The organism is Williamsia soli (assembly GCF_017377795.1).
Taxonomy (GTDB): Bacteria; Actinomycetota; Actinomycetes; order Mycobacteriales; family Mycobacteriaceae; genus Williamsia; species Williamsia soli.
Genome location: NZ_JAFRDR010000001.1, coordinates 227,106 through 253,306, shown reverse-complemented (window position 1 = coordinate 253,306; position 26,201 = coordinate 227,106). Strand labels below are relative to the sequence as shown.

20 protein-coding genes and 3 pseudogenes are annotated in these 26,201 nt (G+C 65.3%); 7 read left to right on the top strand and 16 right to left on the bottom strand.

Annotation, left to right across the window (positions count from 1 at the left end; translation table 11 throughout):
• Nucleotides 1-59 precede the first annotated feature (59 nt).
• Nucleotides 60-1,367, bottom strand: coding sequence for an alpha-hydroxy-acid oxidizing protein (locus J3S28_RS01215; RefSeq protein WP_207836148.1), 1,308 nt, complete (start codon nt 1,365-1,367; stop codon nt 60-62).
• A gap of 131 nt (nt 1,368-1,498) precedes the next feature.
• On the opposite strand from J3S28_RS01215, the gene curA reads away from it, so the two are divergent.
• Nucleotides 1,499-2,518 (top strand): NADPH-dependent curcumin/dihydrocurcumin reductase, encoded by a 1,020-nt coding sequence (curA, locus tag J3S28_RS01210; RefSeq protein ID WP_207836143.1) that lies wholly within the window; start codon nt 1,499-1,501, stop codon nt 2,516-2,518.
• 7 nt (nt 2,519-2,525) lie between these two features.
• Here curA and J3S28_RS01205 read toward each other — a convergent pair whose 3' ends face one another.
• Both J3S28_RS01205 and J3S28_RS01200 read right to left on the bottom strand, forming a co-directional pair.
• Nucleotides 2,526-3,335 (bottom strand): siderophore-interacting protein, encoded by an 810-nt coding sequence (locus tag J3S28_RS01205; protein ID WP_207836141.1) that lies wholly within the window; start codon nt 3,333-3,335, stop codon nt 2,526-2,528.
• Nucleotides 3,332-4,372 (bottom strand): ABC transporter substrate-binding protein, encoded by a 1,041-nt coding sequence (locus J3S28_RS01200; protein ID WP_207836140.1) that lies wholly within the window; start codon nt 4,370-4,372, stop codon nt 3,332-3,334. Before J3S28_RS01200 ends, J3S28_RS01205 begins: the two co-directional genes overlap by 4 nt.
• Nucleotides 4,373-4,513: 141 nt before the next feature.
• Between J3S28_RS01200 and J3S28_RS28675 the strand changes: the two genes are divergently transcribed.
• Together J3S28_RS28675 and J3S28_RS01190 are read left to right on the top strand one after the other, a co-directional pair.
• Complete coding sequence (locus J3S28_RS28675; RefSeq protein ID WP_207836135.1) at nt 4,514-5,374, top strand: helix-turn-helix domain-containing protein; 861 nt, start codon at nt 4,514-4,516, stop codon at nt 5,372-5,374.
• A 96-nt stretch (nt 5,375-5,470) separates the two neighbouring features.
• Nucleotides 5,471-6,061, top strand: a complete 591-nt coding sequence (locus J3S28_RS01190) for a hypothetical protein (protein ID WP_207836133.1) — start codon at nt 5,471-5,473, stop codon at nt 6,059-6,061.
• A gap of 93 nt (nt 6,062-6,154) precedes the next feature.
• Here J3S28_RS01190 and J3S28_RS01185 read toward each other — a convergent pair whose 3' ends face one another.
• The 3 genes from J3S28_RS01185 to J3S28_RS01175 form a co-directional block, all read right to left on the bottom strand.
• Nucleotides 6,155-7,258 carry an NAD(P)-dependent alcohol dehydrogenase gene (locus tag J3S28_RS01185; RefSeq protein ID WP_207836131.1) on the bottom strand — a complete coding sequence of 368 codons (1,104 nt, stop codon included), beginning with the start codon at nt 7,256-7,258 and terminating at the stop codon, nt 6,155-6,157.
• Nucleotides 7,255-7,722, bottom strand: coding sequence for a DUF4334 domain-containing protein (locus J3S28_RS01180; protein WP_207836128.1), 468 nt, complete (start codon nt 7,720-7,722; stop codon nt 7,255-7,257). The genes J3S28_RS01185 and J3S28_RS01180 overlap by 4 nt, the downstream gene beginning before the upstream one ends.
• 73 nt (nt 7,723-7,795) lie before the next feature.
• A complete protein-coding gene (locus J3S28_RS01175) occupies nt 7,796-8,416 on the bottom strand; it encodes a LysE/ArgO family amino acid transporter (RefSeq protein ID WP_207836125.1) in 621 nt (206 codons plus the stop codon).
• 72 nt (nt 8,417-8,488) lie between these two features.
• Here J3S28_RS01175 and J3S28_RS01170 point away from each other — a divergent pair, with 72 nt between their 5' ends.
• Complete coding sequence (locus J3S28_RS01170) at nt 8,489-9,397, top strand: LysR family transcriptional regulator ArgP (protein WP_207836121.1); 909 nt, start codon at nt 8,489-8,491, stop codon at nt 9,395-9,397.
• 53 nt (nt 9,398-9,450) lie between these two features.
• Here J3S28_RS01170 and J3S28_RS01165 read toward each other — a convergent pair whose 3' ends face one another.
• The 8 genes and pseudogenes from J3S28_RS01165 to ku all read right to left on the bottom strand — a co-directional run bounded on the left by J3S28_RS01165 (nt 9,451) and on the right by ku (nt 19,202).
• The gene (locus tag J3S28_RS01165) at nt 9,451-10,752 is read right to left on the bottom strand and encodes an MFS transporter (protein WP_207836118.1); all 1,302 of its coding nucleotides are present in this window, start codon (nt 10,750-10,752) and stop codon (nt 9,451-9,453) included.
• A 176-nt stretch (nt 10,753-10,928) separates the two neighbouring features.
• Nucleotides 10,929-11,987 carry a DUF8129 domain-containing protein gene (locus tag J3S28_RS01160; RefSeq protein WP_207836115.1) on the bottom strand — a complete coding sequence of 353 codons (1,059 nt, stop codon included), beginning with the start codon at nt 11,985-11,987 and terminating at the stop codon, nt 10,929-10,931.
• Between the two features lie 144 nt (nt 11,988-12,131).
• Entirely contained in the window at nt 12,132-13,736 is a 1,605-nt protein-coding gene (locus J3S28_RS01155) for an FMN-binding glutamate synthase family protein (RefSeq protein ID WP_207836109.1), read from the bottom strand.
• A 9-nt stretch (nt 13,737-13,745) separates the two neighbouring features.
• Entirely contained in the window at nt 13,746-15,308 is a 1,563-nt protein-coding gene (locus J3S28_RS01150) for a flavin-containing monooxygenase (protein ID WP_207836106.1), read from the bottom strand.
• 62 nt (nt 15,309-15,370) lie between these two features.
• Nucleotides 15,371-16,093 (bottom strand): annotated as a pseudogene (locus J3S28_RS28955) (energy-coupling factor transporter transmembrane component T family protein); the annotation flags it as partial.
• Nucleotides 16,094-16,354: 261 nt separating this feature from the next.
• Nucleotides 16,355-16,741 (bottom strand): annotated as a pseudogene (locus J3S28_RS28950) (ATP-binding cassette domain-containing protein); the annotation flags it as partial.
• Between the two features lie 291 nt (nt 16,742-17,032).
• A pseudogene (locus J3S28_RS28945) lies at nt 17,033-18,247 on the bottom strand (DUF2232 domain-containing protein); the annotation flags it as partial.
• 22 nt (nt 18,248-18,269) lie between these two features.
• Nucleotides 18,270-19,202, bottom strand: a complete 933-nt coding sequence (ku, locus tag J3S28_RS01140) for a non-homologous end joining protein Ku (RefSeq protein ID WP_207836104.1) — start codon at nt 19,200-19,202, stop codon at nt 18,270-18,272.
• Nucleotides 19,203-19,263: 61 nt separating this feature from the next.
• Between ku and J3S28_RS01135 the strand changes: the two genes are divergently transcribed.
• Complete coding sequence (locus J3S28_RS01135; protein WP_207836101.1) at nt 19,264-21,609, top strand: ATP-dependent DNA ligase; 2,346 nt, start codon at nt 19,264-19,266, stop codon at nt 21,607-21,609.
• Nucleotides 21,610-21,794: 185 nt separating this feature from the next.
• A complete protein-coding gene (locus tag J3S28_RS01130; RefSeq protein WP_207836093.1) occupies nt 21,795-22,538 on the top strand; it encodes a metallophosphoesterase in 744 nt (247 codons plus the stop codon).
• Between the two features lie 14 nt (nt 22,539-22,552).
• Here J3S28_RS01130 and J3S28_RS01125 read toward each other — a convergent pair whose 3' ends face one another.
• Nucleotides 22,553-23,500 (bottom strand): YdcF family protein, encoded by a 948-nt coding sequence (locus J3S28_RS01125; protein ID WP_207836091.1) that lies wholly within the window; start codon nt 23,498-23,500, stop codon nt 22,553-22,555.
• A 201-nt stretch (nt 23,501-23,701) separates the two neighbouring features.
• Nucleotides 23,702-24,292, bottom strand: a complete 591-nt coding sequence (locus J3S28_RS01120; RefSeq protein ID WP_207836088.1) for a TetR/AcrR family transcriptional regulator — start codon at nt 24,290-24,292, stop codon at nt 23,702-23,704.
• A gap of 123 nt (nt 24,293-24,415) precedes the next feature.
• Between J3S28_RS01120 and J3S28_RS01115 the strand changes: the two genes are divergently transcribed.
• Nucleotides 24,416-26,191, top strand: a complete 1,776-nt coding sequence (locus J3S28_RS01115) for an acyl-CoA dehydrogenase (protein WP_207836085.1) — start codon at nt 24,416-24,418, stop codon at nt 26,189-26,191.
• Nucleotides 26,192-26,201: the final 10 nt, after the last annotated feature.

The following is a 26,201-nucleotide window of genomic DNA, read 5'->3' as shown; positions in this document are numbered from 1 at the left end:
GGGATCGGGCGATCCCGGGCGCTGACTCCACGGTACCTGCTGACTTTCGTCAATAGTAGTCAGGTGGCCTTCTTCAGGGCAGCGGCCGTGAGATCTGCCGTACTGGTGTGCCCGGACAGCCCGAGGGTGAGGTCGAGTTCGGCAATGATGTTGGCGACGACATCGCGCGCGCCATCCGCACCGTCGAGCGCCAATCCGTACATGTGCGGTCGTCCGATGCATACCGCGTCAGCGCCGAGGGCAAGCGCCTTGAAGACGTCGGCACCACCACGAATACCGGAGTCCAACAGCACCTTCGATCTCCCGTCTACAGCCTTCGCGACGTCGACGAGGGCGTCGATGGAACTGATCGAGCCGTCGACCTGCCTGCCTCCGTGGTTGGAGACGAGGATGCCGTCGACACCGTGGTCCACCGCCTGCAATGCGTCGTCGGGATGCAGGATTCCTTTCAGCACGATCGGCAACGAGGTCCGTTCGCGAAGTCCGGCAATGTCTGTCCAGTTCAGCGACGGCCGGGAATAGATCTCGAGGAACGTCTGGACCGATTCCCGCGGCACCGGCGAAACGAGATTGCGCACAGCGCTTCCCGGGGTGTGGCGAGCCATCGAGATCAGAGATCTGATGGCGCCGATGGTGATCGCCGGCCTCTCCCGAGGTGGCGCCACCGCGATCCGATCCCGAACGATCGAGATGAATCTGTCGTCCGAGGTGTACTGGTCGATCCCGAGACCCTGCGCGAAGGGCAGCGAGCCGAGATTCAGATCCTGGGGCCGCCAGCCGAGCATGGTGGTGTCGAGCGTGACGACTATGGCTGCAGCACCGGACTTTTCGGCCCGTGCGAGAAAACTGTCGACGAGGTCCTCGTCGGTGGACCAATACAGCTGATACCAGCGCGGCGCCCCGGGGGTGACCTCGTCCATCGCAGCTGCCGTGCGCTCCATCGGCGCACTGCCCTGACTCGAGAAGATGTACGGGACCCCGAGTTGAGCTGCAGCTCTTCCTATGTGGACGTCTGCATCCGGAAAGGCAAGTGCGCCCGCGCCCACCGGGGAGAACAGAACGGGAGCAGGCAGATGCTGTCCGAACAGTTCTGTGGCGAGACTGCGCTTGGACACGTCCCGGAGCATCCGCGGAACGATCGCCCACCGCTCGAGCGCGGTCCGGTTTGCCCGCATCGTCCCCCCGTCGCCCGCACCCCCGGCCACATAGGCCCACGCCTTGGCCGACATCCTGCGTCGCGCAGCACGTTCCAGCGCCTCGAAGTTTGTCGGCACCTTCGGTTTTCGGCCGAACACCCCGGCGGTGTAGATCTCGTTCTGACGGGCACGACCGGGAGACTGAAAAGGTTCGGAGGCGTCGCTGCTCATCGGCCCACACTATCGACCACCGGTTCGCCGAACAACGACTTGAGGTACCTCACATTCGCCTACGGTGAGGAACATCGGCCCGGGCCGGGACCGTTGCAGCTGGGGTAATCAGTGTCTCGATGAGGAGAAGAATGACAAACACCACCCGCGTAGTGCTCGCATCCCGACCACATGGAGAGCCGAAGGATTCGGACTTCCGATTCGAGGACGTGGCATTACCCGAACCCACACCCGGCGAGGTGGTGTTGCAGACGTTGTACCTCTCCCTCGACCCTTACATGCGTGGTCGGATGAGCGCCGCCAAGTCGTATGCCCCTCCTGTGGAGATCGACGACACGATGGTCGGCGCCACCGTCTCGCGCGTGCTGCAGTCGACGGTCGACGACTTCTCCGAAGGCGATATCGTCCTCGGCTACGGCGGCTGGCAGACGCACTCGGTAGAGAAGGCCAGGTACCTCCGCAAGCTCGATCCAGCAACCAACCCGCCGTCGACAGCACTCGGTGTGCTGGGGATGCCGGGATTCACCGCCTACTCCGGCCTGCTCACCATCGGCACTCCGCAGCCCGGCGAGACTGTCGTGGTCGCCGCCGCGGCCGGACCTGTGGGCTCAGCGGTCGGACAGATCGCGAAGATCAAGGGTGCCAGGGCTGTCGGCATCGCGGGTGGCCCCGACAAGGTGCAGTACCTCATCGACGAACTCGGCTTCGACGCCGCGGTCGACCACCGTGCCGACGACTTCGCCGAGCAGCTCAAGGCCGCGACACCGGACGGCATCGACGTCTACTTCGAGAACGTCGGCGGCAACGTGTTCGATCAGGTCATCCGCCGGATGAACCTCTACGGCCGCATCCCCGTGTGCGGCCTGGTGGCCAACTACAACCTGACGTCGCTCCCGGAAGGACCTGATCGCACCGGCCAGCTCATGAATGCGGTGTTGGTCAAGAGCCTGACCATCCGCGGTTTCATCCAGACCGAGTTCGCAGGCGAGCAGATGCCACAGTTCCTCGACGAGGCGTCGGGTTGGGTTGCAGACGGATCGCTGAAGTACCGCGAAGACATCACCGACGGCCTCGACAACGTCCTCGACGCCTTCCGCGGACTCCTCGCCGGCCGCAACTTCGGCAAAGCCGTGGTGAAGGTCGCCGACTAGCCCGGGGCTAATCGCCGTCGTGGTCGGCTGAACCGCGCTTCCAGTACCCGATGATCAACCGGTCGGTCCCGCGGCGGCGCAGCGGGCGGATGTCGTCGGCCTCACCCGCGCCGAAGTGGAAGACCCGGCCGGCGGGTAGGTCAAGAGCGTCGACCGCCTCGACCAGCAGCGAACGGTCGGTGGGCCGGACGAGCCACTGAACGCGGACACCGGCCCGATCGGCCAACGGGTAGCGGGTCTCCTCCTCATGTGAGACCTCGATGATCACATCGGCGGACACGTCGACCGTCGATTCATCGAGCCACCGGGCCACCGCGGGTAGCGCTGTGGCGTCGATGGCAAAGATGTAGTGGTCGAAGTTGTGCGCGAAGGCGTGCGCCCCCGGCGGCCCGGCGATCACCACGATGTCGCCCGGTTCCGCGTTCGCCGCCCAGGTCGACGCCACACCGCCCTCGTGGAGGACGAAGTCGAGATCGATCTCGAGCAGCTCGGGATCGAAGCGCCGAATCGTGTACTTGCGAGCGGGCCCCCAGGGGCGTGGCCAGTCGAGTTCTTGTGCGTCGTTGGGCACGGGCGGCCGCAGGATGCCGTCGGCGTCCGGGAAGACGATCTTTACGTGGTCATCGGCCTGGTAGGTGTGAAAGCCCGCCAGTTCCGGGCCCTGAAGCGTGAGTCTGATCATGCGGGGAGTGATCACCTCCCGGCTCTTGACCACCACATTGCAGACCCCGATCGGATAACCGATCCGAGCCGTGCCGTCACCCGACCGATGGTGGGTGGCGACACGGCTCCGTGGATCGTCTCGGGTGATCTTCACGACCCGCTGGGGGTCGACGATGTGGGTGCCGAGCTACTCGGTCCGGCCGATCCGGTCAGCAACGGAGCCAGCGCCTCATCGATCGCGTCGAGGGTCTGCAGCGCCGAGGTGTAGGTCGCGGCCTCGGTGTACTTGAGGCCGTAGACCTTGCCTGCCTGGACTGCGGGCAGGGTCTTGAACAAGGGCGAGTCCAGGACATATCGGACCTCGGGTCCGACCGATCCATCGGCTTCGACGGTGTACGTGATCACGTCGGCGTCGGCGAAGCTCTCCGGGATGCTCTCGATGGACGGGTACTCCGAACTGTCCTGCGATCCGCCGAGTTTCTCCTTGACCTCGCCGTAGTAGTTCACTCCGACGTCCTGCGCGATGTTGGTGCCCCACGATCCACCGAACTCCCGCTGAAAGTTGCCTGCGGCCGATTCGCCGTATGCACCCAGGTGTCCGAACTCCAGCGGTCCGAGGACTCCCGCGTACTTCTGCTCGAGTCCAGCCGCTTTCTCGTCGTAGGTCTTCTTGGTCGACTCGTAGGCGTCGAGCTTGCCCGCGGCATCGAGTTGTCTTTTGGTCAGTTCCCGCCATGCTGCCGGGTTGGTCGGTCCGATGGCGACGACGGGTGCGATCGCCTCCAGAGCGCCCAGGTCGAGGTCGACCATCGCCGGTTGCGGTACCCCGATGATGATGAGGTCCGGGTTGACGCCGGCGATGGCCTCGTAGTTGGTGTCGGCAGCCGACGTGTCGCCTGCGATCTTCTGGGTCGACTCATAGTCGGCCAGATCGTCAGGCGTCATCAGCGGGATCCCGCGCTTCCATTCGGAGATACCGACGAGCGGTGCGTCCGCCTCGATCAGGGGCGGTACCGCGTAGCCGGTGGCGACGATCCGCTGCGGCGCCACCGGGATCTCGATCTCACCGTTGTCGGCAGCGAAAACCCGGGTCTCGCTGGTCGTCGATTCGGCGGCCGAACCGCTGTCGGAATCACTGCCGCAGGCCACGGCGGACAGAGCAAGGCCCAGCGTGGCGGCAGCAGCAGCCATACGAAACCCGAGATGACGTGCAAACAAGATGTACTTCTTTCTCACAGGAGTGGACTCGCGACGCGGGCCCCGACGCGCCGAGCTTTCCAGCTGAGGCTAGCCTTACCAATGACCACAGCGGCTTCGTCGGGAGGACACTCTGTGACGCTCGGAGGACACTTCGACAGGTCCGGACCTGCCGGCAGCTTCGGGGCAGGCGCCGACCCGCTCTGGGTCGAGGAGTACGGATACGGCCTCGGTCCACCCACCGGAATCCTGATCCTCAAATACGGGTCCGGCGGCGCACTCGAGATCCCCGAATCCCGCAGCGACTTCGTGCACCAGCTGTACTGGACCCCCGACGGCATGTTGTCTGTGCGTCACGCCAACAGAACCGAGTTCATCGGCGCCACCGAGGCATTGTGGGTGCGCCGCGGCGTCACCCACGAGGTCTTCACGTCGCGGAAGCAGATCATCTATCGCATCTGTCTGCGCGAAGTACCGCAGTGCCTGCGTATGTTGCGGGTGGCGGCGGTATCGGCGGACCAGCAGTCGCGCAGGCTCATCGAGCAGATCGCTCGACCTGGCCAGGACGAGGCGAAGGCGCTGGCGGCTCGGGCCACGATCATGGCGGGTCTGGGCGCCACCCACCGCGATTTCGTCGGCCGTGACCCCATCGGGATACCGTCATCGTCGCGCGCCACAGGTTTCGCGCAGACCATCGCCCGAACGCTCCTGCACGACCCCGCCGACCAGACTCGCCTCGACGAGTGGGCAGCCCGACTGCACACCAGTACCAAGACCCTGCAGCGCGACTTCGTCCGCGAGTTCGGGGTGTCGTATTCGCAGTGGCGCACCAGAACTCGGCTCGACGCGGCCGTCGTCCTACTCGAGACGAAATCGGTGACCGAGGTTGCGCACCGCGTCGGATACTCCAGCGTGCCCGCGTTCGTGACGGCCTTCTCGCGTGAGTACGGCCATACGCCGGGGCGGTACGCGTTGGGCGCCATCGACTCGGCCTGACGATCATCAGGCCCTGACCGGGAAAGATAGCCAGACAAAGGAATACGGTTTCGGCGTTGACCCAACCTCAGCGTCGAAACGGATCTAATCTAGCGCATGCCAAAAAGTGCCGGGATGGTCTTCCGCTCGCTGTTTGCCGTACTCATGACTGTCGGTCTCGTGGCCACGCTCCCCGCCGCCGCATCGGCCGACGAACCCGACACTGTCGGAGTTCTGCCGGGGGTTGGTGAATACCGCGTCCACAGTGCGATCACCCTCGACCTCGGCCCCGGGGTCGCCGGTGGCGTGCAGCGCGACCCCGACGCGTTCAAATGCGTCAACGCGAACGGCGAGTTCCCTTTTCGGACGACCAGTTGGCTTCCTGAGGTCCACGACCTGTGGATGGATGTGAGCGTGTCCGTGGTCCCCGCCTGTTTCACCGTGAAGAGCTACGCCTGGTTCGACGTCTACGTCACCAGTCCGTATCAGGGCCATGTCGAGATCAGCTTCCAGGAGGATGAAGACGGTCAACCCGCCCAGTCGCCCTTCACACTCACGTGCCTGGGCGGCGACTCTCGGCATCTCGACTGCCACCAGAACAACGATCTGTCGATCACCATCACCTGTCGCGACGAGTTCGACTCACCCTGTCCGCGTCGCAGTTCACCGCTGCCCTTCCCGCTCCCCGATCTCGGTTCGACAGCCTGAGTTTCCCCGAGCCTGGTACCTCCCCCCACCCGTTTTTGCGCCATCCACTCGCAGAGGCGGGTGGACGGCGCGAAAATCGGTGGGGGAAGGCGATCAGAAGGTGAGGACCGGTTTGATCGCCGCTCCGGATTGTGCGGCGGCCCAGGCATTGTCGAAATCAGCGAAGTCGTAGGTCGTGATCAGCTTCTCGAGCGGGAGATCACCACGTTTGTAGAGATCTATCAGTTCCGGGATGAAGGTGGTGGGCACGCTGTCGCCTTCTACGATTCCGCGGATCCGTAGACCTCTACCCATGATCAGTCCGACCGGAAGCGCCGCGGTCGGGGCTCCGAGGCCGACGATGCCCAGCTGTCCGCGAGAGCGCAAGGCGGTGACCGCCTCGGCGAGGACCGCGGGAATGGCAGTGGTGTCCAGGACATGATCGGCACCACCTCCGGTGAACTCCGCCACAACCGACACCACATCGCCCGCAGCAGGATCCACCGTTGCGGTGGCGCCGAGCTCGACCGCCAGCGCTCGCCGCTCGGCGATGGGATCAACGGCAACGATGACGCGAGCACCCGCGATCCGGGCACCCATGACTGCGGAGAGACCCACCGCGCCTGCGCCGAAGACCACCACGCTCTGCCCGAGCACGGGGCGCAAGGCGTTGAGGATCGCGCCCACACCGGTCTGCACGCTGCATCCGAGCGGAGCAGCCACCGACATTCCGATCTCTTCGCCTATCGGCACAGTATTGCGCTGGTGCGCGAGCGCATATGTGGCGAAACTGGACTGACCGAAGAAGTCACCGTTGATCGGACCGTGCTCGCCACGCACTGATCCCGTCACCTCACCTCTGTCTCCACGCATGTTCAGAGCGGTCGACTGCCGGCAATACGCGGGCTCGCCTGCCTTGCAATGGTTGCACTGTCCGCAGCTGTTGAACGTCAGGACGACCCTCGTGCCGACCCGCAAAGTGGCTGTACGGCCGACCGCCTCGACGACCCCGGCGCCCTCATGACCGAACACCATCGGCATCCGCTTGTCCGGCCACCGGTCGGCCAACGAGATGTCGGTGTGGCAGATGCCGACCGCCTGCATGCGCACCAGGACTTCATCACCAACCGGTTCGCGAACCTGCACGTCGCGCAACGCCGGCGGCGCACCCACCTCGCTGAGCACCGCGGCCCGCGCCTCGAATGAAGCGGGGGTCACTCGCGTTCGAGGTAAAAGTAGAAGTGCTTGTCGCGCACCAGTGAGGTCTTGCCGTTCATGATGCCCATGACGTGGGTGTCGTCGACCTTCTTGAAGTGGTCGATGACGGGTTGACCGTCGTAGACCATGGCCGCGGTGGTCTCACCCCGGAACTCGACCGCCCACAGGCTGGCCTCGCCCTTGCCCAATTCCTTGTTCGAGTAGAGGTTGCCCTCGTCGTCGCGGCAGACCAGTGGCTTGACATCGTGATATGCGTCGAACGTCTTGCCGTGCCAGTTGACCTGCTCCAACTGGCCGTCCATGGCGTGGCCGCTGGGCAGCTCTCCACCCGACCAGGCTCCGAGCATGAAGTCGCGGCCGATCGGTTCGAGGGCCGCCCACAGCTCGTCGAGATCGGCCGGTGCGCTCACCGCCTGACTCTCCTTCAGTTCGAAGAAGGTGGCGACTGCCTTGTCGTTGTCCATGCTGGTGTACCTCACTGCCGGGGAACTCTGAGAACAACAGTAGTCAGAAACCGGCGCGGAGCCAAGACCGCCGTCAGAACACGGCACTGAGGATCAGCCCGGCACCGAGTGTGCCCATCACCACGGCGACGAGCACGTCGAGCATCTGCCAGGCCCGCGGTTTGGCGAACAGCGGGGCCAGGCGGGCCGATCCGAACCCCAGCGCGGCGAACCACAGCAGCGACGCCACACACGCGCCGGCGGCGAACACCCATTTCTCCTGCGGACCATGGCTGTTCGCAATCGCACCGAGGGTGATCAGGGTGTCGAGGTATACGTGCGGGTTGAGCCACGTCAGCGCGACCGCGGTGCCCACAGCGGCCCAGCGACTCGCCGCCGCCGCCCCACCGGCGGTGTCCATGGCGACCGGACGGGCCACCCGACGCGCGGCCATGGTCGCAAGAACCAACAGATATGCACCACCGGCGATCGTCGCGATGTCGACCACCTGTGGATATGCCGTGACGAGCGCGCCGAGTCCGGCCACGCCGGCCAGGATGAGAACGATATCCGACGCAGTACAGACCGCCACGACCGACAGCACGTGCTCGCGTCGAATCCCTTGCCGGAGCAAGAATACGTTTTGGGCGCCAATGGCGATGATGAGCCCGGCCCCGGTGAAGAGGCCGGCGACGGCAGGTACGAAGTAAGTCACCCGACACACGCTAAGGCCGTCGCGACCGTCAATCCAGCGAATGTTTTTCACGATCCATTAGAATGATTCATGATGGACATCAGCAGCGAGGGCCTGCAGACACTTGCGGCGGTGGTGCGTGAAGGCACATTCGATGCCGCAGCCGAGTCGCTACACCTGACACCGTCTGCGGTGAGTCAGCGCATGAAGGCCCTGGAGGCCACGGTCGGGCGCGTCCTCGTGCAACGCACAAAACCCGCCAGGGCCACCCCCGACGGTGAGGTCCTGCTCCGACTGGCCGCGCAATGGGACCTACTCCGCCTCGAAGCCGCAGCCGATCTCGCCGGTGAACCCGAAGTGGGACATGAAGATCCGCGAGACACTCCCCGGATGCATCTGCCGATCGCCGCGAACGCCGACTCGATCTCCATCTGGCTCCTACCGGTGGTCGCCGAGATCCAGCGCCGTCACCCGGTTGCGGTGGAGATCCTCCGGGACGACGAGAGCCACTCCACCGGTTTTCTCCGCGCCGGTCAGGCGGTGGGCGCGGTCACCTCCGATCCGCGACCGGTGCGTGGGTGCACCGTACTGCCACTCGGCGCGATGCGTTATCTACCGGTGGCGAGTGTCGATTTCATCGAGACATGGCTACCGAACGGACTGCGGGCGGCCGACCTCGGGCGGGCCCCGATGGTGGCGTTCGATCGCAAGGACACCATCCAGTTCGATCTTCTCGGGCGCCTGACCCGCCGCCACGTCGACCCACCGATCACCTACGTCCCGGCCTCGACCGAGTACCGGCGCGCGGTTGAACTCGGCGCAGGCTGGGGTGCGGTACCGGCCGCTCAGATCCAGCCTGCGCTCGCTGCCGGCACGGTGAAGACGCTCGGCAATCGTCACGTGGATGTCCAGTTGTTCTGGCAGTTCTGGACATTGGAGTCACCGATCGTCAACGACCTGACCGTTCTGGTGCGCGACGCCGCGAGCGCGTTCCTGGTGTGAACCCCTCAGGCGGCAGCAGCGTCCGCGGTTCTCAGGCGACTCAGGCGGACGTACTACGTCCTGCCGCCGACCGGTGACACGACCTCGATGTCGTCTCGCAACGGATGGGCGATCTCGTCGATGTTCAACCTTGCCCAGAAATAGGCGATCGCGGCGATCGGCACAGGCGCGATGCCCGCGATGACGAAGGTCGCTGTCAGCCCGATCAATTCGCTGACCGGTGCGGCAATCGCCATGGACACCGGCATCAGTGCGACCGACACGAAGAAGTCGAGACTCGACACCCGCCCCAGCATGTGGAGTGGTACCCGGCGCTGCAGCAGCGTTCCCCAGATGACCATCGGCCCGTCGAAGGCGAAACCCAACACCAGGCCCGCGACGACGAACACCCACACCTGGTCGGTCACACCCATCACCACCAGGGGCAGCGACGACAGTCCCCAGATGACGAACATGACCGTGAGGTAACGCCGGGGCATCTGCATCGACGCGAGTACGAGAGAGCCGATCGCACCCCCGATCCCGAAGGCCGCCAACACCATCGCATGGGAGCCGGCGTCACCGTCTGCCCTGTCCTTGAGAGCGAACGGGATGAGGACCTCCAAGGGGCCCATCACCAAGAGCACAAGCACCATCGCGAACAACAGGGTCGCCAGCAGCCACGGGGTTCGCCACATGTAGACGAAGCCCTCGGCGATGTCGGTGACCGTTCCGCGCACGAGTTCGGCTTTGGGGCGGGACTCGCTGCGCGACGGCGTCGGCCGCATCAGCAGGTACAGGATGCCCGAGAGTGCGGAGGCCACCGCCGACCCGATGATCGCCACCGCCGGCGACGACATCGCGATCAGTCCTCCGGCCACCGCGGGACCCGCAGCCTGAAAGATTGTGGGCCGCAACGTACCTTCGATGCCGTTGGCGGCCATCAGTTCGTCGCGTGGCACCAGCGTCGGGAGCAATGCCGAGTACGTCGGATAGTAGATACCGGTGGTGATGCCACCGATGAGCGACACCAGGACGAGGTGCCACAGGACGACGGAATCCGTCATTGCCAGCAGCCCGACCCCGCCGATCGCGACCAGCTTGGTCGCCTCCAGTGCGATGAGGATCGTGCGTTGCGACATCCGGTCCGCGAGCACGCCTCCGAGCAGGGTCGAGGCGACCATCCCGACCGCGGCCACAGCGGTCACCAGCGACAGCTGACCGGGCCCGCCGCCCATCCCGATGACCTGCCACACCACACCGACGGTCCAGATACCGTCCGCGAACATCGCGAGCACCAGGCCCATGCACAGCAACCGATACTGCTGATGCCGAAACGGCTTCAGAGCCCGGGGCAGAGCGGAGGGTGCGGTCACCGATCAACTGTGCCCCATCCGCTCGGTGGGAGGCCAGCGATTATCCCGATCTCGGTGGCTTCCGGCGAGATCGACCTGGGAAAACGGTCGCCAAAACCCCCACTATCCGAACGCAAACTCGCCGCCACCGGGTTGCGGTGACGGCGAGCGGAGTTCAGTGCAAGAGACCGATCAGGTCACTTCACACCGACGATTTCTTCCGCGATGGCGGCGAGGCGGGTCTGGGCTGCCGAGATGACACCGTGGCGTCCCTTGTGTGCCTCTTCGTACGCGATGACGGTACGGATGTCAGACGGCTCGTCGAGTTGCTTGACCGCCGAGACCACCGAGTTCACGTTGAGCGAGTCGTAGTCGACGATCGGCAGATCTTCGGGGTCGACGAGGCCGGTGGCGTCGCGCACGGCGTGGATTGCGTCGGCTGCGCCGGTCGCGCCCTGTGCCCGAGCGGTGTCCTCCGCAGCGTCGAGCGCCGCATCGCGAGTTGCCTTGACAGTCTTGCTCGCTGCCTTACCCGCGTCCGAGGCGCGCTCGACGACGGTCTCGCCGGCGTCGGTGACACGCTTGACCGCCTTGTCGCGAGCGTCGGTCGCGAGTGCGACCGCAGCTCCACCTGCCTCTTCGGTCTTGTCGACGAATCCGCCGAGACGTGCCGGGGCACTGCGCAGTACATCGACGGCACGGTCGACGCCGCGTGCGGTGAGCGTTGCCGGGATACCAGCGACGCGCAGTGCCGCGCCGCTGGCGGCCTGCAGCGGTCCGCGCCGGAGCGCGACCGGTCCGCCAATCGCTTCCTCGGCGAGGACGATGGTCAGCCAGTCGACGGTTGCCTGATGCGCGGTGATCAAGCGTTCGGCCAACGCGACGACCTCGGGCTCGCTCTCGGCCGTGGCCAGCGCCTTGACGTAGATGGACCGGTCGAGCAACTGATGCTCGAGTGCAAGGTCACCGAGCAGCGCTTCGTCGAAGGGTTGCGCCTGCTCGGCGAGCGCCTTCACCGTGGCCGCAAGTCGTCCGAGAACCGGACGCAGGACATCGGGCAGCCCACCGAGGTCGCGGATGGCCTTCTCGATGGCCACTGCGCGGATACGACCATTGGCCGCATTCTCGGACAATTCCTTACGCACCGCGTCGGTGCGAGCCTGGGCAATACGGGTTTCCGCGACCTGGACCTCGGTATTCGTCAAGGTCAACAGGGTGCGCAGCTGGTTGCGCAAAGTGCTTGTCGAAATGCTCATATCATTCTCCTTCGGTTGGATGGGGGCGATATTGAGCGTTCGACACAAGGCGTACCCGACCGATTTTCGAACAAACGCACCGGAGACCGAGATCACAGGCGTGATCGAACGCGAGTGACGCACGTGACCGAGGTGGCTGATGAGCTACGCGGTGCGCACCTTCGGCACCGCAAACGTGGTCGGATCCGCGCGTTCCCAGTCCCGGCTCCACTCCGTGCGCTGCGACCCACGGATCAGCTCACCTTCGTCGAGCCACTCGAAGAGATCCTCGAACGACTCCGCCGACGAATGTCCGACCCTGCGCATGACCAGCGCCGGTCCGAGGTCCTCGAAACTGGTCAGCCCCATGGCGGCCAGCACCTGCATTGCGGACTCCACGGTGCCGTGCTGATAGTTGTGGACGCGGTCGCCCTTGTCCTCGACGTTCAGTGCCCGCGCGCGGCGCGGATCCTGTGTCGCGACGCCGACCGGGCAGCGGTTGGTGTGGCAGCTCTGCGCCTGGATACACCCGACGGCCATCATCATGGCGCGGGCAGCATTGGTGAAGTCGGCACCGAGGGCCAGAGCCTTGACGATGTCGGTGCCGCTGGCGACCTTCCCCGCGGCCCCGATCTTGATGGCACCGCGTAACCCCGAGCCCACCAACGCGTTGTGCATCATCATCAGACCCAGTTTCAGCGGTGTGCCGACATGGTCGGAGAACTCGGGCGGCGCTGCGCCCGTGCCACCTTCGGCCCCGTCGACGGTGATGAAGTCCGGCAGTACACCGGTCCGCAGCATCGCCTTGCACAGAGCGAGTACGTCGGTGCGAGTACCGACACAGAGCTTGAAGCCGACCGGTTTCCCGCCGCTCAGTCGCCGCAGTTCCCCCACGAAGTGCATCAGTTCGATCGGACTGGTGAACGCACTGTGGGCGGGTGGACTGATCACCGTCACGCCGAGCGGCACGCCCCGCGCCTCGGCGATCGCGGCAGTCACCTTGGCGCCGGGCAGCACGCCGCCGAGCCCAGGCTTCGCGCCCTGGCTCAGTTTGATCAGGATCATCTTCACGTTCGGGTGGGATGCTTTCTGCGCAAACAGTTCCTGATCGAAGTTCCCGTCACGGTCACGGCAACCGAAGTAGCCTGACCCGATCTCCCACACCAGCGGCGCCCCGTATTCGAGGTGGTGGGCGGTGATACCACCCTCTCCGGTCTCATGCAGGAATCCACCTCGTGCGGCGCCTTTGTTCATGGCCCGGACCGCGTTGGCCGACAACGCACCGAAGCTCATCGACGAAATGTTGAACAACGACGCATCGAAGGGTTTGCTGCACTGCGGCCCGCCGATCCGGACCGTTGGTACCGAGGCCCCGATCTTCACCGGCGCCATCGAGTGCAACAGGTAGTCGTACCCCGGTTCGGTGATCTCCCGCTCGGTGCCGAAGGCCTGCTCTGCATGTAAACCCTTCGACCGCTGGTAGATCAGAGAACGCACGTTGCGGTCGTACGGCCTGCCGTCGTAGTTCCGTTCGATGAAATACTGTTGCAGCTCCGGCCGAATGGACTCGAGCAGGAACCGCATGTGTCCCAGGACCGGGTAATTTCGCAGGATGGCGTGCTTCTTCTGCACGACATCGTGGATCGCCACCAGAAACACGATCACCACCATCGCGACCGCGAACCACCAGGTGGTGTCCTCGTTCACGGCGGCGGCAACCGTCAACACACCCGCCGCACCCAGTAGGCCACACAGGACGTAGAACTTCATACGTCGACCTTATCGCTGCGCAGCACCGCTTTTCGCCACCACGCCCGACTCATCCGGACTCCCGGCAGTACCGAACACCATCGACTCCCCGATCCGATCGAACCGATGATCAAAAGAGTCGAGCACGAAGTTCTGGCGAACGTTCCAGGGCCGTTTGGTACCCGACTTCGGCAACGCGTCCGGGTTTCGCATCACGTACCCGGCCTTGAGATCCCAGCTGGGCTTTTCCGCCATGACCCGATCGCCGAGGTGCGGGTAGGAATGCGTGTACCCCTTTTCTCCCATGTACGCCAACAGCTTTGCCACGGCTTGTGCCGTCATGTCCGAGCGCATCGTCCACGAGGCGTTGGTGTAGCCCACGCACCAGGCCAGGTTCGGGACGTCTTCGAGCAGATGACCTTTGTAGACGAACCGGTCGCTGGTCTTGACGTCCGCTCCGTCGACGCTCACGGCGATACCGCCGAGCGATTGCAGCTGCAACCCGGTGGCGGTCACGACGATGTCCGCGTCCAATCGCTCACCGGACTGAAGCCGGATTCCCTTCTCGTCGAACGAGTCGATACGGTCGGTGACCACGGCTGCCCGGCCCTCGGCGATCGCTTTGTAGATGTCGGCGTCGGGTACGGCGCACATTCGCTGATCCCACGGCTGGTAGGTGGGCTTGAAATGTTTGTCGACATCGAAACCTTCGGGAAGGTTCGTGACGGCCACCTTCCGCAGGAACTTCTTGATGGCGGTGGGGAACTTACGCGCGACCGCGTAGGACACCACGATGATCGCAATGTTGCGCCACCGGATGATCGCGTGAGACATCCTGAGGGGTAGCACTTTCCGGATTGCGTTGGAGACCTTGCTGACCCGCGAGATCGACGCGATGTAGGTCGGCGACCGCTGCAGCATCGTCACCTTGTTCGCCGTCCGCGCCAGTGAGGGGATCAGCGTGATCGCTGTGGCCCCGCTGCCGATGACCACGACCTCCTTGCCGGCGTAGTCGAGATCCTCCGGCCAGAACTGGGGATGGACGATCTGTCCCTCGAACCGATCCATGCCGGTGATGTCGGGGGTGTACCCGTCGTCGTAGTCGTAGTACCCGGTGCCGAAGAAGAGGAACCGGCAACTGAACGTCACCGGGTCACCGTCGTGCTCCGCCCGCACCGTCCAGGTATCAGTCTTCGAATCCCAGTCGGCGGAATGGACCCTGGTGTCGAACGAGATGTGCCGGTCGATCTGGTGCTTGCGCGCCGTCTCGGTCAGATAGTCCCTGATGTCGCCGCCGTCGGCGACGGTCTCGGGCCGGGTCCACGGTTCGAACGGGTAACTCAGCGTGAAGATGTCGCTGTCCGACCGGATGCCCGGATAGCGAAACAGATCCCAGGTCCCGCCGATCCGGCTGCGTCGCTCGAGGATCGTGTAACTGAGGCCCGGATTTCGTTCTTTGATCCGATATGCAGCACCGATCCCGGAGATGCCCGCCCCGATGATCAGGACATCGGTGACAAGGGCGTCCGGCGCCGCGGCGTTCGGTACCGGGCTGTCCGCGCCGGAACGGTCATGCTCTGGTTGTGCGGTCATACGAGTACTCCCAGGTGGTCGACATCGGCCGGTGCTCGCCCGACCCCGACCCGGACCCGCAATCAGCCCAGGGTGATCACCGCGCCGACCGACCCGAGCACCACGATAAGCACGACGAGGTCGATAAATCTCGGACTCCGGTCGATGCGTGCAACTGATCCGATCCCGCCCCTGGCCTCGATGGCCGCCGCGAGCTCACGGCCGTTCTGCACCGCCAGCGAGCAGACGACCGGCAGGCAGGCCGCCCAGCCGTTGATCCGCTCGGTCACACTCTGTTTGTGTTCGGGTTTGCGTTGCGCGATGGTCTGCAACAACGTACGGAAGTCGCTGATCAGGAAGGGGCACAGCCGCAACGCGAGCGCGACCGACACCGCAGCCGACTGGGCCGGGATCCCCACCCGCTCGGCCCAACCCACCAATCGCTGGGCGAACGAGGGGATCTCGACCATGGGAGTGGTCCAGCAGAACAGCAGCGCGCTGTACAGCGACAGCACCGTCATCGAGATCAGGATTCCCCAGTAGGACGCCCCGCCCAGACCCAATTCGACCCCGGCCACCGTGACATACGGATCGGCTCCGCCGAGCGCGGTGATCAGTCCGCCGAACAGGGTGATCCAGATGAGCCACAGTGGCAGCCTGGGGAGCGCCGCGCGCGGCACCCTGCCGAGCAGGGTCCACCCCGTCGCGATCCCCGCTCCCACCGCCACGCTGAGCCAGGTCGGCTCCAGCGCGAACATGACCGCTATCGCCGCCAGCATCATCAGCTTGGTGCCGACCCACCATCCTCGGGCGGGCGAGGGGTTCGGAAGCGTCCGCACGACGCTCGCCAGGTTTGCCGTCGACTTCAGTGTCGACGGATCCGGGGCCGGGGCGACCGGTTGTCCGTCGATGGTCCCCCTGTCCACGACGATGGTCCGGTCCACGAGTTCGGTGAGCTCGCCGACGTCGTGCGAGATCACGATGAGCGTGGTGCCGGATGCCTTGACCCTGGCCAGTGCCCGCACCATCGCCGCGCGGGCCGGGGTGTCGAGACCGGCGAGCGGTTCGTCGAGCACCAGCAGACGCGGCCGGCAGGCCAACAGACCGGCGAGGGCCACCCGGCGTTGCTGGCCGACGGAGAGCTGATCGACGAGCGCGTCGCCGAGCACGGCGGGATTGAGGCCGAGTTCGATGAGGGCGACGTTCACCGCGGTGTCATCGACGCCCGCGGCGTCTCGGATGTCGGACCGCACCTTCGACCGGACCAGCTGCAATCGGGAGTACTGGAACCCGAGCAACGCGTGTTTCCGGCCGTTGCGGACCTGCGCCCCGTCGACCATCACCGACCCGCTGGTGGGCGGTTGCAGTCCGGTGAGAACCCTGGCGAGCGTCGACTTGCCTGCACCATTCGGTCCGGTGATCAGGACGGCAGAACCGGCCGCGATCTGTAGGTTGAGTCCGCTGAAGATCTGGTTGTGCCAAGGGGTTCCGGCGTCGTGGGCGTAGCCGACGTCGTACAGACCGACATGCGCACCGTGGATGTGCCCGATCCCCCGGCTGGGGCTGAGCAGTTCGGCACCGGCGTCGCGGTGGCTCGAGTCGAGCACCACCTCACGGTCTGCAAGCGAGGCCTCGCCCACGTCGTGGGTGATCTGCAGGACCGCGGTGTCGCCGCTGTCGGCGAGCTCCCGGAAAACACCGATCACAGCCCGGCGACCGTCCTGGTCGACCATCGCCGTCGACTCGTCGCTGATGAGTACCGCCGGTTCCCGCGACAGCGCGGCTGCGATCGCCAGTCGCTGGAGCTGACCACCGGACAGCGTTGTCGTCTCCCGCGTCAGCATCCCCGACAGGCCGACCCGATCGAGCAGAACGGTCATCTGGTCCTCGGTCAGCTGCGGATTGCCCCAGGCGAGGTCGTCGGCGACCACCATGCCCAGTACCTGCGTCTCCGGCCGCTGGCTGATCACCGCGGTGCCGCCGCGCTTGCCCAACCCGACAGCTCCGGGACGCTCGACGGTGCCTGCGGTCGGGGCCCGACCCGCGACGACCCTTGCGAGAGTGGATTTCCCGACTCCGTTAGGCCCGGTCACCGCGACGACCTCTCCGGCGCCGAGTCTCATCGACACGTCGTGGATCGCCGGTACCGCCGCGCCCGGGTACTGCACGCCCACCCCACGCAACTGCAGCGGCAACGGCGCCACCGGCCCGTGTTCATCGATCCTGTTGTCGGTGTGCGGGGCTCCCAGACGGGCGATCATCCCGGGCACCGGACCCTTCAGTACCACGTAGACAGCCAGGCCCGACAGGGTCACGCCCACGACACCAGCTGCCGGGATCGCAATCCACCAGTACCTCAGGCACCACGTGACCGCCGGGTCGATGATCGCGGTGGCCGATTCGAAGCCCGCGTTGTTCATCACCCGCTCGGTGCCCTGCCAGCCGTTGCGGATCTGGGTGATCATGAACTCGCGGTAGTCGGTCAAGAGTGCGATGAGTCCGGTCGCGATCGCCGACGACGGAATCGCCAGGAAGAGGAAGGCGGAGAGCGTGACTCGCGGCGCTTTCCAGCTGCGACGAAAGGCGATACCGACCAGCGTTCCGAAAACGGCTGCGCTGCCAACGAGATTCGCCGCGGTCACCCCACCGAAGAGGAATGCGACGACCCAGCCGGTGAACGCCGCCAGGAGGCTGACGCGGAACCGGCGCCTGCCTGCAAGGATCGCGTACGGCACCGAGGCGACCAACGACGCCGCTCCTCCGATCGGCAGGACCCGGCTCAGGACGCAGATGGCCGCGGCGACATCGGCCAGGGCCGCGGCCTCGGCGATCTCGACGGCGGTGACCCGTCTGCGGGCACGGGTGTCTTTCGGCGGCGCTGCGACGTCACCGAGGTCTGGTCCTACTGCTTTGCGTGTGATGTGTCCAGATTGCCAGAGCGCGCCGATCTCGGGCAGCACAGACCGTCGGAAACGGAGGTTCTCAGCCGGCCTTGCGTTTGGCAGGCGCCTTCTTGGCCGGCGCTTTCTTGGCTGCTGCCTTCTTGGCGGGGGCCTTCTTGGCGGCCGCTTTCTTCGCGGGCGCCTTCTTCGGCGCGTCCTCGTCTTCGTCGTCCTCGGAGTCTGCGGACGCAGACCCTCCCCGGTCCTTCACCGACGCACGCAAGGCGGCCAGCAGGTCCGCGACCTCCGAGTCGTCATCGTCATCGTCGGCCTTCTCCGGTGCGCTGAACGCCTCGGTGCCCTCGGCCTTCGCCTCGATGAGCTTGCTCAGCTCCAACTGGTAGGTGTCTTCGTACTGCTGGGGGTCGAAGTCACCTGACATCGATTCGATGAGCGAGGCAGCCATCTTCAATTCTTGGGGCTTGAGGTCCGGTGACTCGTCGAGCGAAGGGAAGGCCGCCTCCCGCACCTCGTCGGGCCACAGCAAGGTCTGCAAGGTCAGGACGTTGCCGACGACCCGCAGAGCAGCCAGACGGGTGCGGTTGCGGAGGGTGAACGTGGCGATGGCCAGTCGGTCGGTTTCCTGCAGCGCTTCCCGCATCAGCGCATAGGCCTTGGGCGATTTGCTCGCGGGCTCGAGGTAGTACGGCTTGTCGAAGAAGATGGGATCGACCTGGTCGACCGGCACGAAGTCGGTGATCGAGATCTCGGGGCTGCGTTGCACGGGCAACTCGGAGAGGTCGTCCTTGGTCAGGACCACGGTCTCGCCGGCCTCGCTCTCGTAGGCGTTCGCGATGGACGAGAACTCGACCTCGTCGTCCGTTCCTTCACGGACCTTGCGGTACCGGATCCGGGTCCCGTCCTTCGAATCGACCTGATGCGACTTCCGGTCATGACTCTCCGTCGCCGAGTACACCTTGACCGGCACATTGACCAGGCCAAAGCTGAGATCGCCCTTCCAAATCGAACGCATATCGTCATTGTGCAGGTATCGGCCATTTGACGCAGCCCCCTGGCGCGGGAAAGGTCGGGTCATGCCCAGCCGTAACAGCCTCGACGTCGACGGGCACACCATCTCGGTGACCCACCTCGACAAGGTGCTTTACCCCGCAACGGGGACCATCAAGGCACAGGTCATCGAGTACTACAGCGAGATCTCCGACGTGATGTTGCCGCATATCCGTGACCGGCCGGTGACCCGTAAACGCTGGCCCGACGGGGTCGAGAGCACCCCGTTCTTCGAAAAGAACCTGCCGGGCCACGCACCGGAATGGGTGGGCCGGGTGCAGCTCGAACACAGCGACCGTAGCGTCGTCTACCCGGTTCTCTCGTCGCGCGCCGAACTCGTCTGGCTGGCCCAGCAGGCTGCGCTCGAACTACACGTCCCGCAGTGGACGCTCGGCTCCGACGCTGCGGGTGTGTCGTACAAACAGGATCGGATGACCGACCGCGTCGTCCTCGATCTCGACCCCGGACCCGACGTCACCCTGTTCCAGTGCGCGAGTGTCGCGTTGCGTATCAGAGAGATGCTCGACGGGATCGGGTTGCGTAGCTTCCCGGTGACGAGCGGCTCCAAAGGCATTCACGTCTACTTCCGGCTCGACGCCCCGATCTCCGCCGACTCGGCGCGCAAGGTCGCCAAGCAGATCGCGAACCAACTGCAGTCGGAAAGCCCGGACCTGGTGACCGCACAGATGACGAAGTCGGTGCGCGGTGGCCGCGTCTTCGTCGACTGGAGCCAGAACAGCGCGTCGAAGACGACGCTCGCCCCGTATTCGATGCGTGGCCGCGACGAGCCCCGGGTAGCCGCACCCCGTGCGTGGGAAGAGTTGGAAGACAAAGAAATCCGGCACATCATGTTCGACGAGATGACGGCCCGACTCGACGAGTTCGGCGATCTGCTCACCGGCCTGGAGGATGTGTCCGCCACCGGCTCGGCTCCGATTCCACAGGCCACGACAGCCGCGGACACCGACGTTGTCGACCTCGGCGAGTACCGGCGCAAGCGAGACGAGACCAAGACGCCGGAGCCGTTCGGTAACACGAGATCCGACGACGACCGCGCCGAAGGCCCGATGTTCGTGATCCAGGAACACCACGCCCGTCGGCTGCACTACGACTTCCGGCTCGAACGCAACGGAGTGCTGGTGTCGTGGGCGATACCCAAGAACCTGCCACTCGAGGGGGACAAGAACCGCCTCGCCGTCCAGACCGAAGACCACCCGATCGACTACGGCGACTTCGAGGGTGACATCCCCGCCGGAGAGTACGGCGGTGGCCATGTCGAGATCTGGGACCGAGGCACCTATGAGACCGAGAAGTGGCGCGACAAAGAGATCATCGTGCGCTTGCACGGGGAGCGTGTCCAGGGCCGGTATGCCCTGATCAAGACCGGCGACAAGAACTGGCTGGCTCACCTGATGTCCGACGAGCCGCGCCCGATCGTGCCTGACAGCCTGCGTGACCCGCGGCCGATGCTGGCCACCGACGAGTCCATCGAGAAATTGACCGGCGACACATGGGCATTCGAAGGCAAGTGGGATGGATATCGAATCCTGTTGCGTTACATCGACGGCAAGCTCCGGCTGACGTCACGGTCCGGCATCGACATGACCAAGGACTTCCCGTCACTGCACACCATCGGCGACGACCTGGGCCTGCTCGATGTGGTGCTGGACGGGGAGGTCGTGGCCTTCGACGAACAGGGCCGGACCAACTTCACCCGTCTCGCCGGCCGCAGCGAGATCGGGGATGTCGACGTCAAACTGCTGCTCTTCGACATTCTTTACCTCAACGGGTCGTCGCTGCTGAAGCTCAAGTGGGAGGACCGGCGAGGATTGCTGGAAGAGATCGCCAAGGCTTTTCGCTCCGACCTCGTCCAACTCCCGCCCCTGCTCGATGGGCCGGGGTCGGTTGCCATCGCCACGAGCCGCGATCGCGGCTGGGAGGGTGTGGTCGCCAAACGCCGCGATTCCACCTACCAGCAGGGCCGGCGATCGAAGACGTGGCTCAAGCAGAAGAACTGGAGCGACATCGAAGTGGTGATCGGCGGGTGGCGTCCGGGCAAAGGGGGCCGGGGCGCTCGCATCGGGTCATTGCTGATGGGTCTGCCCGAGGAGACCGGGCTTCGCTATGTGGGGCGGGTCGGGACGGGTTTCAGCGACAGCCAACTCGATGCTCTGATGACCGAACTGGAACCCCTGCGTCGCAAGACCTCCCCCTTTCTCGACACCCTCGACCGCAAGGTTTCGGCCGACGCCGTCTGGGTGCTGCCGAAGTTGGTCGCCGATGTGAGATTCATGGACTGGACCACCGCGGGTCATCTGCGTCACCCGTCGTGGCGGGGTATCCGCCGGGACAAGCTGCCCGGTGACCTGTGAGTATCGCCGGGAGAATGTGACCTGCGCGGGGCCAAACGTTACGGTCGTACACAGGTAGCAGTCAGAGCGTTGCCCAGCCGACACGATGGCGTGGCCGGAGCCGGACTCGAGCCGAACGAAGGCAGAGCCGGAGCCGACGCCGGAGCACGCGTTCACGCTGGACCACAAGACTTGGAGGAGAGCACGTGCTCGTCGTCGCGCACATCAGCGATCTGCATTTCAACGGCACCGCCGGCGGACGCGATCGGGTCACCTCGGTCCTGGACTACATCAACCGCCGGGCCGACGGCATCGACGCGCTGGTCGTCACCGGCGACATCGCCGACGACGGTCGCCAGAGCGAGTACGAGGAAGCCGCGGCAACCCTGATCACCCCGCTGCCGATGCTGGTGCTACCCGGCAACCACGACGTCCGCGGCGAATTCGGGCACGCGCTGCTGCGCGGGACCACCGAGACCGGTCCGCTCAACTACTCACAGATGATCGCGGGCGCACTGTTCCTGATGTGTGACAGCTCGATCCCCGGCCAGAACGAGGGTCGTCTCGACGACGACACCCTCACCTGGATGGATGCGCAGATCGCGGGGGCAGGGTCTCACATCCCGGTGTTCGTGGCGTTCCACCATCCGCCGGTCACGCTGCAGATGCCGTTCATGGACACCATCCGGCAGTCGGGTGAGGAACGGCTCATCGCGCTGGTCGACAAGCACCCCAACATCGTCGCGTTCCTGTGCGGACATGCCCACACCGGCGCGGTCACCGCGTTCGCAGGCCGGCCGTTGTGCCTGGCCCCCGGGGTGTCATCGACGCTCAATCTGCCGTTCGAGGGTTCGGACGTGATCAACGAAACCCAGCCTCCCGGGCTTGCGTTCCACGTCTATGCGGAGGGCCGCATCATCAGTCACTTCCGGTCGGTGCCCGCCGCCTGAGTCGGCAGCGCCGATCAGGCAGCCGGCGCGATGAAGGCCCGTGGCGCAACCCCGGTGCCACGCTCGGCCGGTATGCCCACCACCTGGGCGGCGTCTTGATAAAAGGACTTCTGGTTGACCTTCGACGGCGGTGCCGCGTTGGTCACCAGATTGCGGGTCGACGTGGTCGCGGCGACCACCGGAACCCCTGCGATCAGGAAGTCGCTGGCCGCGCGCCGGATCTCGTCGGGCGAGGTCACCAGGACGACTTCCCGCACGCGCAGTCCGCGTACCGCGTCAGCCGCCAGCGCGGCATGCTGCGGCAGGCTCTGGGCGCGCGTCTCGAGGTGTATCCGCGTGGCGGGGAGCGCATGCGCAACCAGCCAGTCGCGCATCACGGTGGCCTCGGTTCGGCCATGGTGCGAGCCGCCCGCCGAGATGATGATCGGGGATTGGTACGCCACGATCGCCTGGGTCCAGGCAGCGAAGAGCCTGCTCGCCGTCTCGTCGGTGGGCGCACCGTCGGGCCGGAGTCCCGCACCGAGGACCACGATGCCGGTGGTCTGCGGGTAGTACCGCGGCACGGGGTCGGGGCCGATCCGCACGCCTGCGTCGATGGCGGAGATCGAGTTCCTGACTCGTTGCGCCAGCGTTCGGTCGAGGGCGTCGAGCGACGTCAGCGCCGACTGCGTCGCGTTCCTGTCGGCGCAGTAGTCGGACCACAGTGCCTGCAGGGCCAGCGCGTCGGTGTCGCGAGGATTGGCGGCGAGCAGGGTGCGCAGTTTGCTCAGGCCGGCCGTTGCGTTGCCGCGACCGAACTCGTCCTGGGCAGCGTTGAACATGGCGGTGAGGTCGGCCTCGGAGACCGTCGGCACCACGGCCGACGACGCCGGATTCATCACTGTCGGAATCAGTGCCACAGCGCCGGTCGACATCCCGATGGCCGCCGCAGCAGCCACGAGCGTCCTATTCACACGCGTCACACGCGCAACTTGAGTCACTGGCGCAACAGTATCCGACCGAAGCTACAGGTCCGCACTGAAGAGGTCTCAGCTCGATAACACCGGTTACGGGTGGGGCTGCCCGGCTCCAACACCCTCCCCCACCCGAATTTGCGCGCACCACCTGGAACAACCGGTGGGCGACGCAAAAACGGGTGGGTGGGCGGGTCGCTGGTCGCCGGTCTACCGAGCTCCCAACACCAACCGCGCAGCCAGATCGGCATAGGTCCGGGCCAGGCGTTCGGGATCGCGATGTCGGGTCGACGGAAACCATCGGCAGACATCCACGCAGAGCGATGAGATCGCCAGCACCACGTCGTCGGGATCATCGATGTCGAACTCCCCCGACTTCTTTCCGCCTTCCACGATTTCGGCGATGACCGCCGTCGTCTGTCGTCGGATCGCGACGATGGTCCGGTAGTGCTCGGGCGTCAACGCGTGCAACTCGTACTGGACGACTCGCGCCACCTGACGCTGCTCGGCCTGCCAACCTGCGAAGGCGGCAACGACCGCACGTAGTCGGGTGAGATGATCGGCGGCCGGATCGTCGGCCACCTGAAGTACCTCCAGTGCTGCCCGGTGACCCTGGAGACTGATGACGAAGAGGAGTTCTTCCTTGGACCGATAATGCGGGTACATCGCCGTCGCACTCATGCCGAGACGCTTGGTGATCTCCCGGGTCGACGTTCCGCCGTACCCCGATTCCGCAAAGGCCTCGATGGCTGCGCGCCTGATTCGCTCTGCCGCCGCCGAGTCCGAGACCTGCTGGACCATGTGCCCACCTTTCGCATCGAGGGATCTTGACGAAGATCGGTGCAGAGTGCATCCTAAGCGAGTGCTCATATATAAGCGAGCGCTAAGTTCTACGCTCGAGCCCGTTCAACTACAAGGACACCCATGGCCGTCTCCCCGCTGTCCCGTCGTGACCTCGACTTCCTGCTATACGAGTGGCTCGACGTCGCTGCATTGACCTCGCTCGAGCGCTACACCGAACACTCCAAGGAGACGTTCGACGGAATCCTCGACCTCTGCGCCGACATCGCGGTCAAACGATTCGCCCCACACAACAAGAAGTCCGACCAGAACGAGCCGCGGATGGATGCCGAGGGCAAGGTCGTGATCATCGACGAGGTTTCAGCTGCCCTGGACGAGTTCGGCAAGGCCGGAATCGTCGCAGCCCAGTTCGACGAATCGCTGGGCGGCATGCAGCTGCCGACCGTCGTGGCCCGTGCGGCCATGGCCTGGTTCCAGGCGGCCAACGCCGCGACCGCGTCGTACCCGTTCCTCACGATGGCGAACGCCAACCTCCTCGTCGAGTACGGCACTCCCGAGCAGGTCGACACCTGGGTGAAGCCGATGCTCGAGGGCCGGTTCTTCGGGACCATGTGCCTCTCCGAGCCCGGGGCCGGGTCGTCGCTCGCCGACATCACCACCAAGGCAGAGCCTGCCGACGACGGCTCCTACCGGGTCACCGGGACCAAGATGTGGATCTCCGGCGGAGATCACGAATTGTCCGAGAACATCGTGCATCTCGTCCTCGCCAAGGCGCCGGGAGGCGGTCCGGGCGTCAAGGGGATCTCGTTGTTCGTGGTGCCGAAGTTCCTCGCCGACGGCACCCGCAATGATGTGGCGCTCGTAGGGCTCAATCACAAGATGGGCAACCGCGGCACCACCAACACCCTGCTGAACTTCGGTGACGGAACGCATCACCCCGTGGCCGAGTCCGGCGCTGTCGGCTACCTGGTCGGCGATGAACACCGCGGCCTGAGCTACATGTTCAAGATGATGAACGAAGCCCGGATCGGTGTCGGATTCCTCGCCACCTCACTGGGTTACGCGGGATACCTGCAATCGCTCGACTACGCGAAGACCCGGACCCAGGGCCGTCCGGTGACGAACAAGGACCCGAACTCCGCACCCGTCGCGATCATCTCCCACCCTGACGTGAAGCGGATGCTCCTGGCCCAGAAGTGTTATGTCGAAGGCGCTTTGGCATTGGGGCTCTACTGTTCACGGCTCGTCGACGAACAGCAGACCGCCACCGATCCGGCCATAGCCGCACAGCGACTACTGCTACTCGATGTGCTGACCCCGATCGCGAAGAGCTGGCCGTCGCAGTGGTGCCTCGAGGCCAACAGCCTCGCGATTCAGGTCCTCGGCGGATACGGTTACACCAAAGAGTTCGACGTCGAACAGCTCTACCGCGACAACCGTCTCAACCCTATTCACGAAGGCGCCCATGGGATCCACGGTCTCGACCTGCTCGGCCGGAAGGTCGTCATGCAGGGTGGGGCCGGTCTGCAGCTGCTGACCAGGACGATCACTGAGACGATCGAGAGAGCCGAATCGGCCGAACCGGAGTACGCCGGACAGCTCCGCACGGCACTCGAGCGGCTGGTGGAGATCACCGGAACCCTGTGGTCTGCAGGTGATCCCGCAGTCAGCCTGGCGAACTCGACGGTGTATCTCGAAGCCACCGGACACCTGGTGATCGCCTGGATCTGGCTGGAGCAGCTGCTGGCGGTGGGCGCGAAGACCGGCGACTTCTATGACGGCAAACGCGCAGCGGCGCAGTACTTCTACCGGTACGAGTTGCCGAAGACGGGTCCGCAGTTCGACCTCCTCGCCAGTCTCGACCGCACCACCCTCGACACCCCGGCCGACTGGCTCTGATCCGACTGGT

What these genes read in the sequence shown, in the direction of transcription:
- J3S28_RS01215 (WP_207836148.1), bottom strand. Translation starts at nt 1,367, where the DNA reads ATGAGCAGCGACGCCTCCGAACCTTTTCAGTCTCCCGGTCGTGCCCGT.
- curA (WP_207836143.1), top strand. Translation starts at nt 1,499, where the DNA reads ATGACAAACACCACCCGCGTAGTGCTCGCATCCCGACCACATGGAGAG.
- J3S28_RS01200 (WP_207836140.1), bottom strand. Translation starts at nt 4,372, where the DNA reads ATGGCTGCTGCTGCCGCCACGCTGGGCCTTGCTCTGTCCGCCGTGGCC.
- J3S28_RS01190 (WP_207836133.1), top strand. Translation starts at nt 5,471, where the DNA reads ATGCCAAAAAGTGCCGGGATGGTCTTCCGCTCGCTGTTTGCCGTACTC.
- J3S28_RS01180 (WP_207836128.1), bottom strand. Translation starts at nt 7,722, where the DNA reads ATGGACAACGACAAGGCAGTCGCCACCTTCTTCGAACTGAAGGAGAGT.
- J3S28_RS01170 (WP_207836121.1), top strand. Translation starts at nt 8,489, where the DNA reads ATGGACATCAGCAGCGAGGGCCTGCAGACACTTGCGGCGGTGGTGCGT.
- J3S28_RS01160 (WP_207836115.1), bottom strand. Translation starts at nt 11,987, where the DNA reads ATGAGCATTTCGACAAGCACTTTGCGCAACCAGCTGCGCACCCTGTTG.
- J3S28_RS01155 (WP_207836109.1), bottom strand. Translation starts at nt 13,736, where the DNA reads ATGAAGTTCTACGTCCTGTGTGGCCTACTGGGTGCGGCGGGTGTGTTG.
- J3S28_RS01150 (WP_207836106.1), bottom strand. Translation starts at nt 15,308, where the DNA reads ATGACCGCACAACCAGAGCATGACCGTTCCGGCGCGGACAGCCCGGTA.
- ku (WP_207836104.1), bottom strand. Translation starts at nt 19,202, where the DNA reads ATGCGTTCGATTTGGAAGGGCGATCTCAGCTTTGGCCTGGTCAATGTG.
- J3S28_RS01135 (WP_207836101.1), top strand. Translation starts at nt 19,264, where the DNA reads ATGCCCAGCCGTAACAGCCTCGACGTCGACGGGCACACCATCTCGGTG.
- J3S28_RS01120 (WP_207836088.1), bottom strand. Translation starts at nt 24,292, where the DNA reads ATGGTCCAGCAGGTCTCGGACTCGGCGGCGGCAGAGCGAATCAGGCGC.
- J3S28_RS01115 (WP_207836085.1), top strand. Translation starts at nt 24,416, where the DNA reads ATGGCCGTCTCCCCGCTGTCCCGTCGTGACCTCGACTTCCTGCTATAC.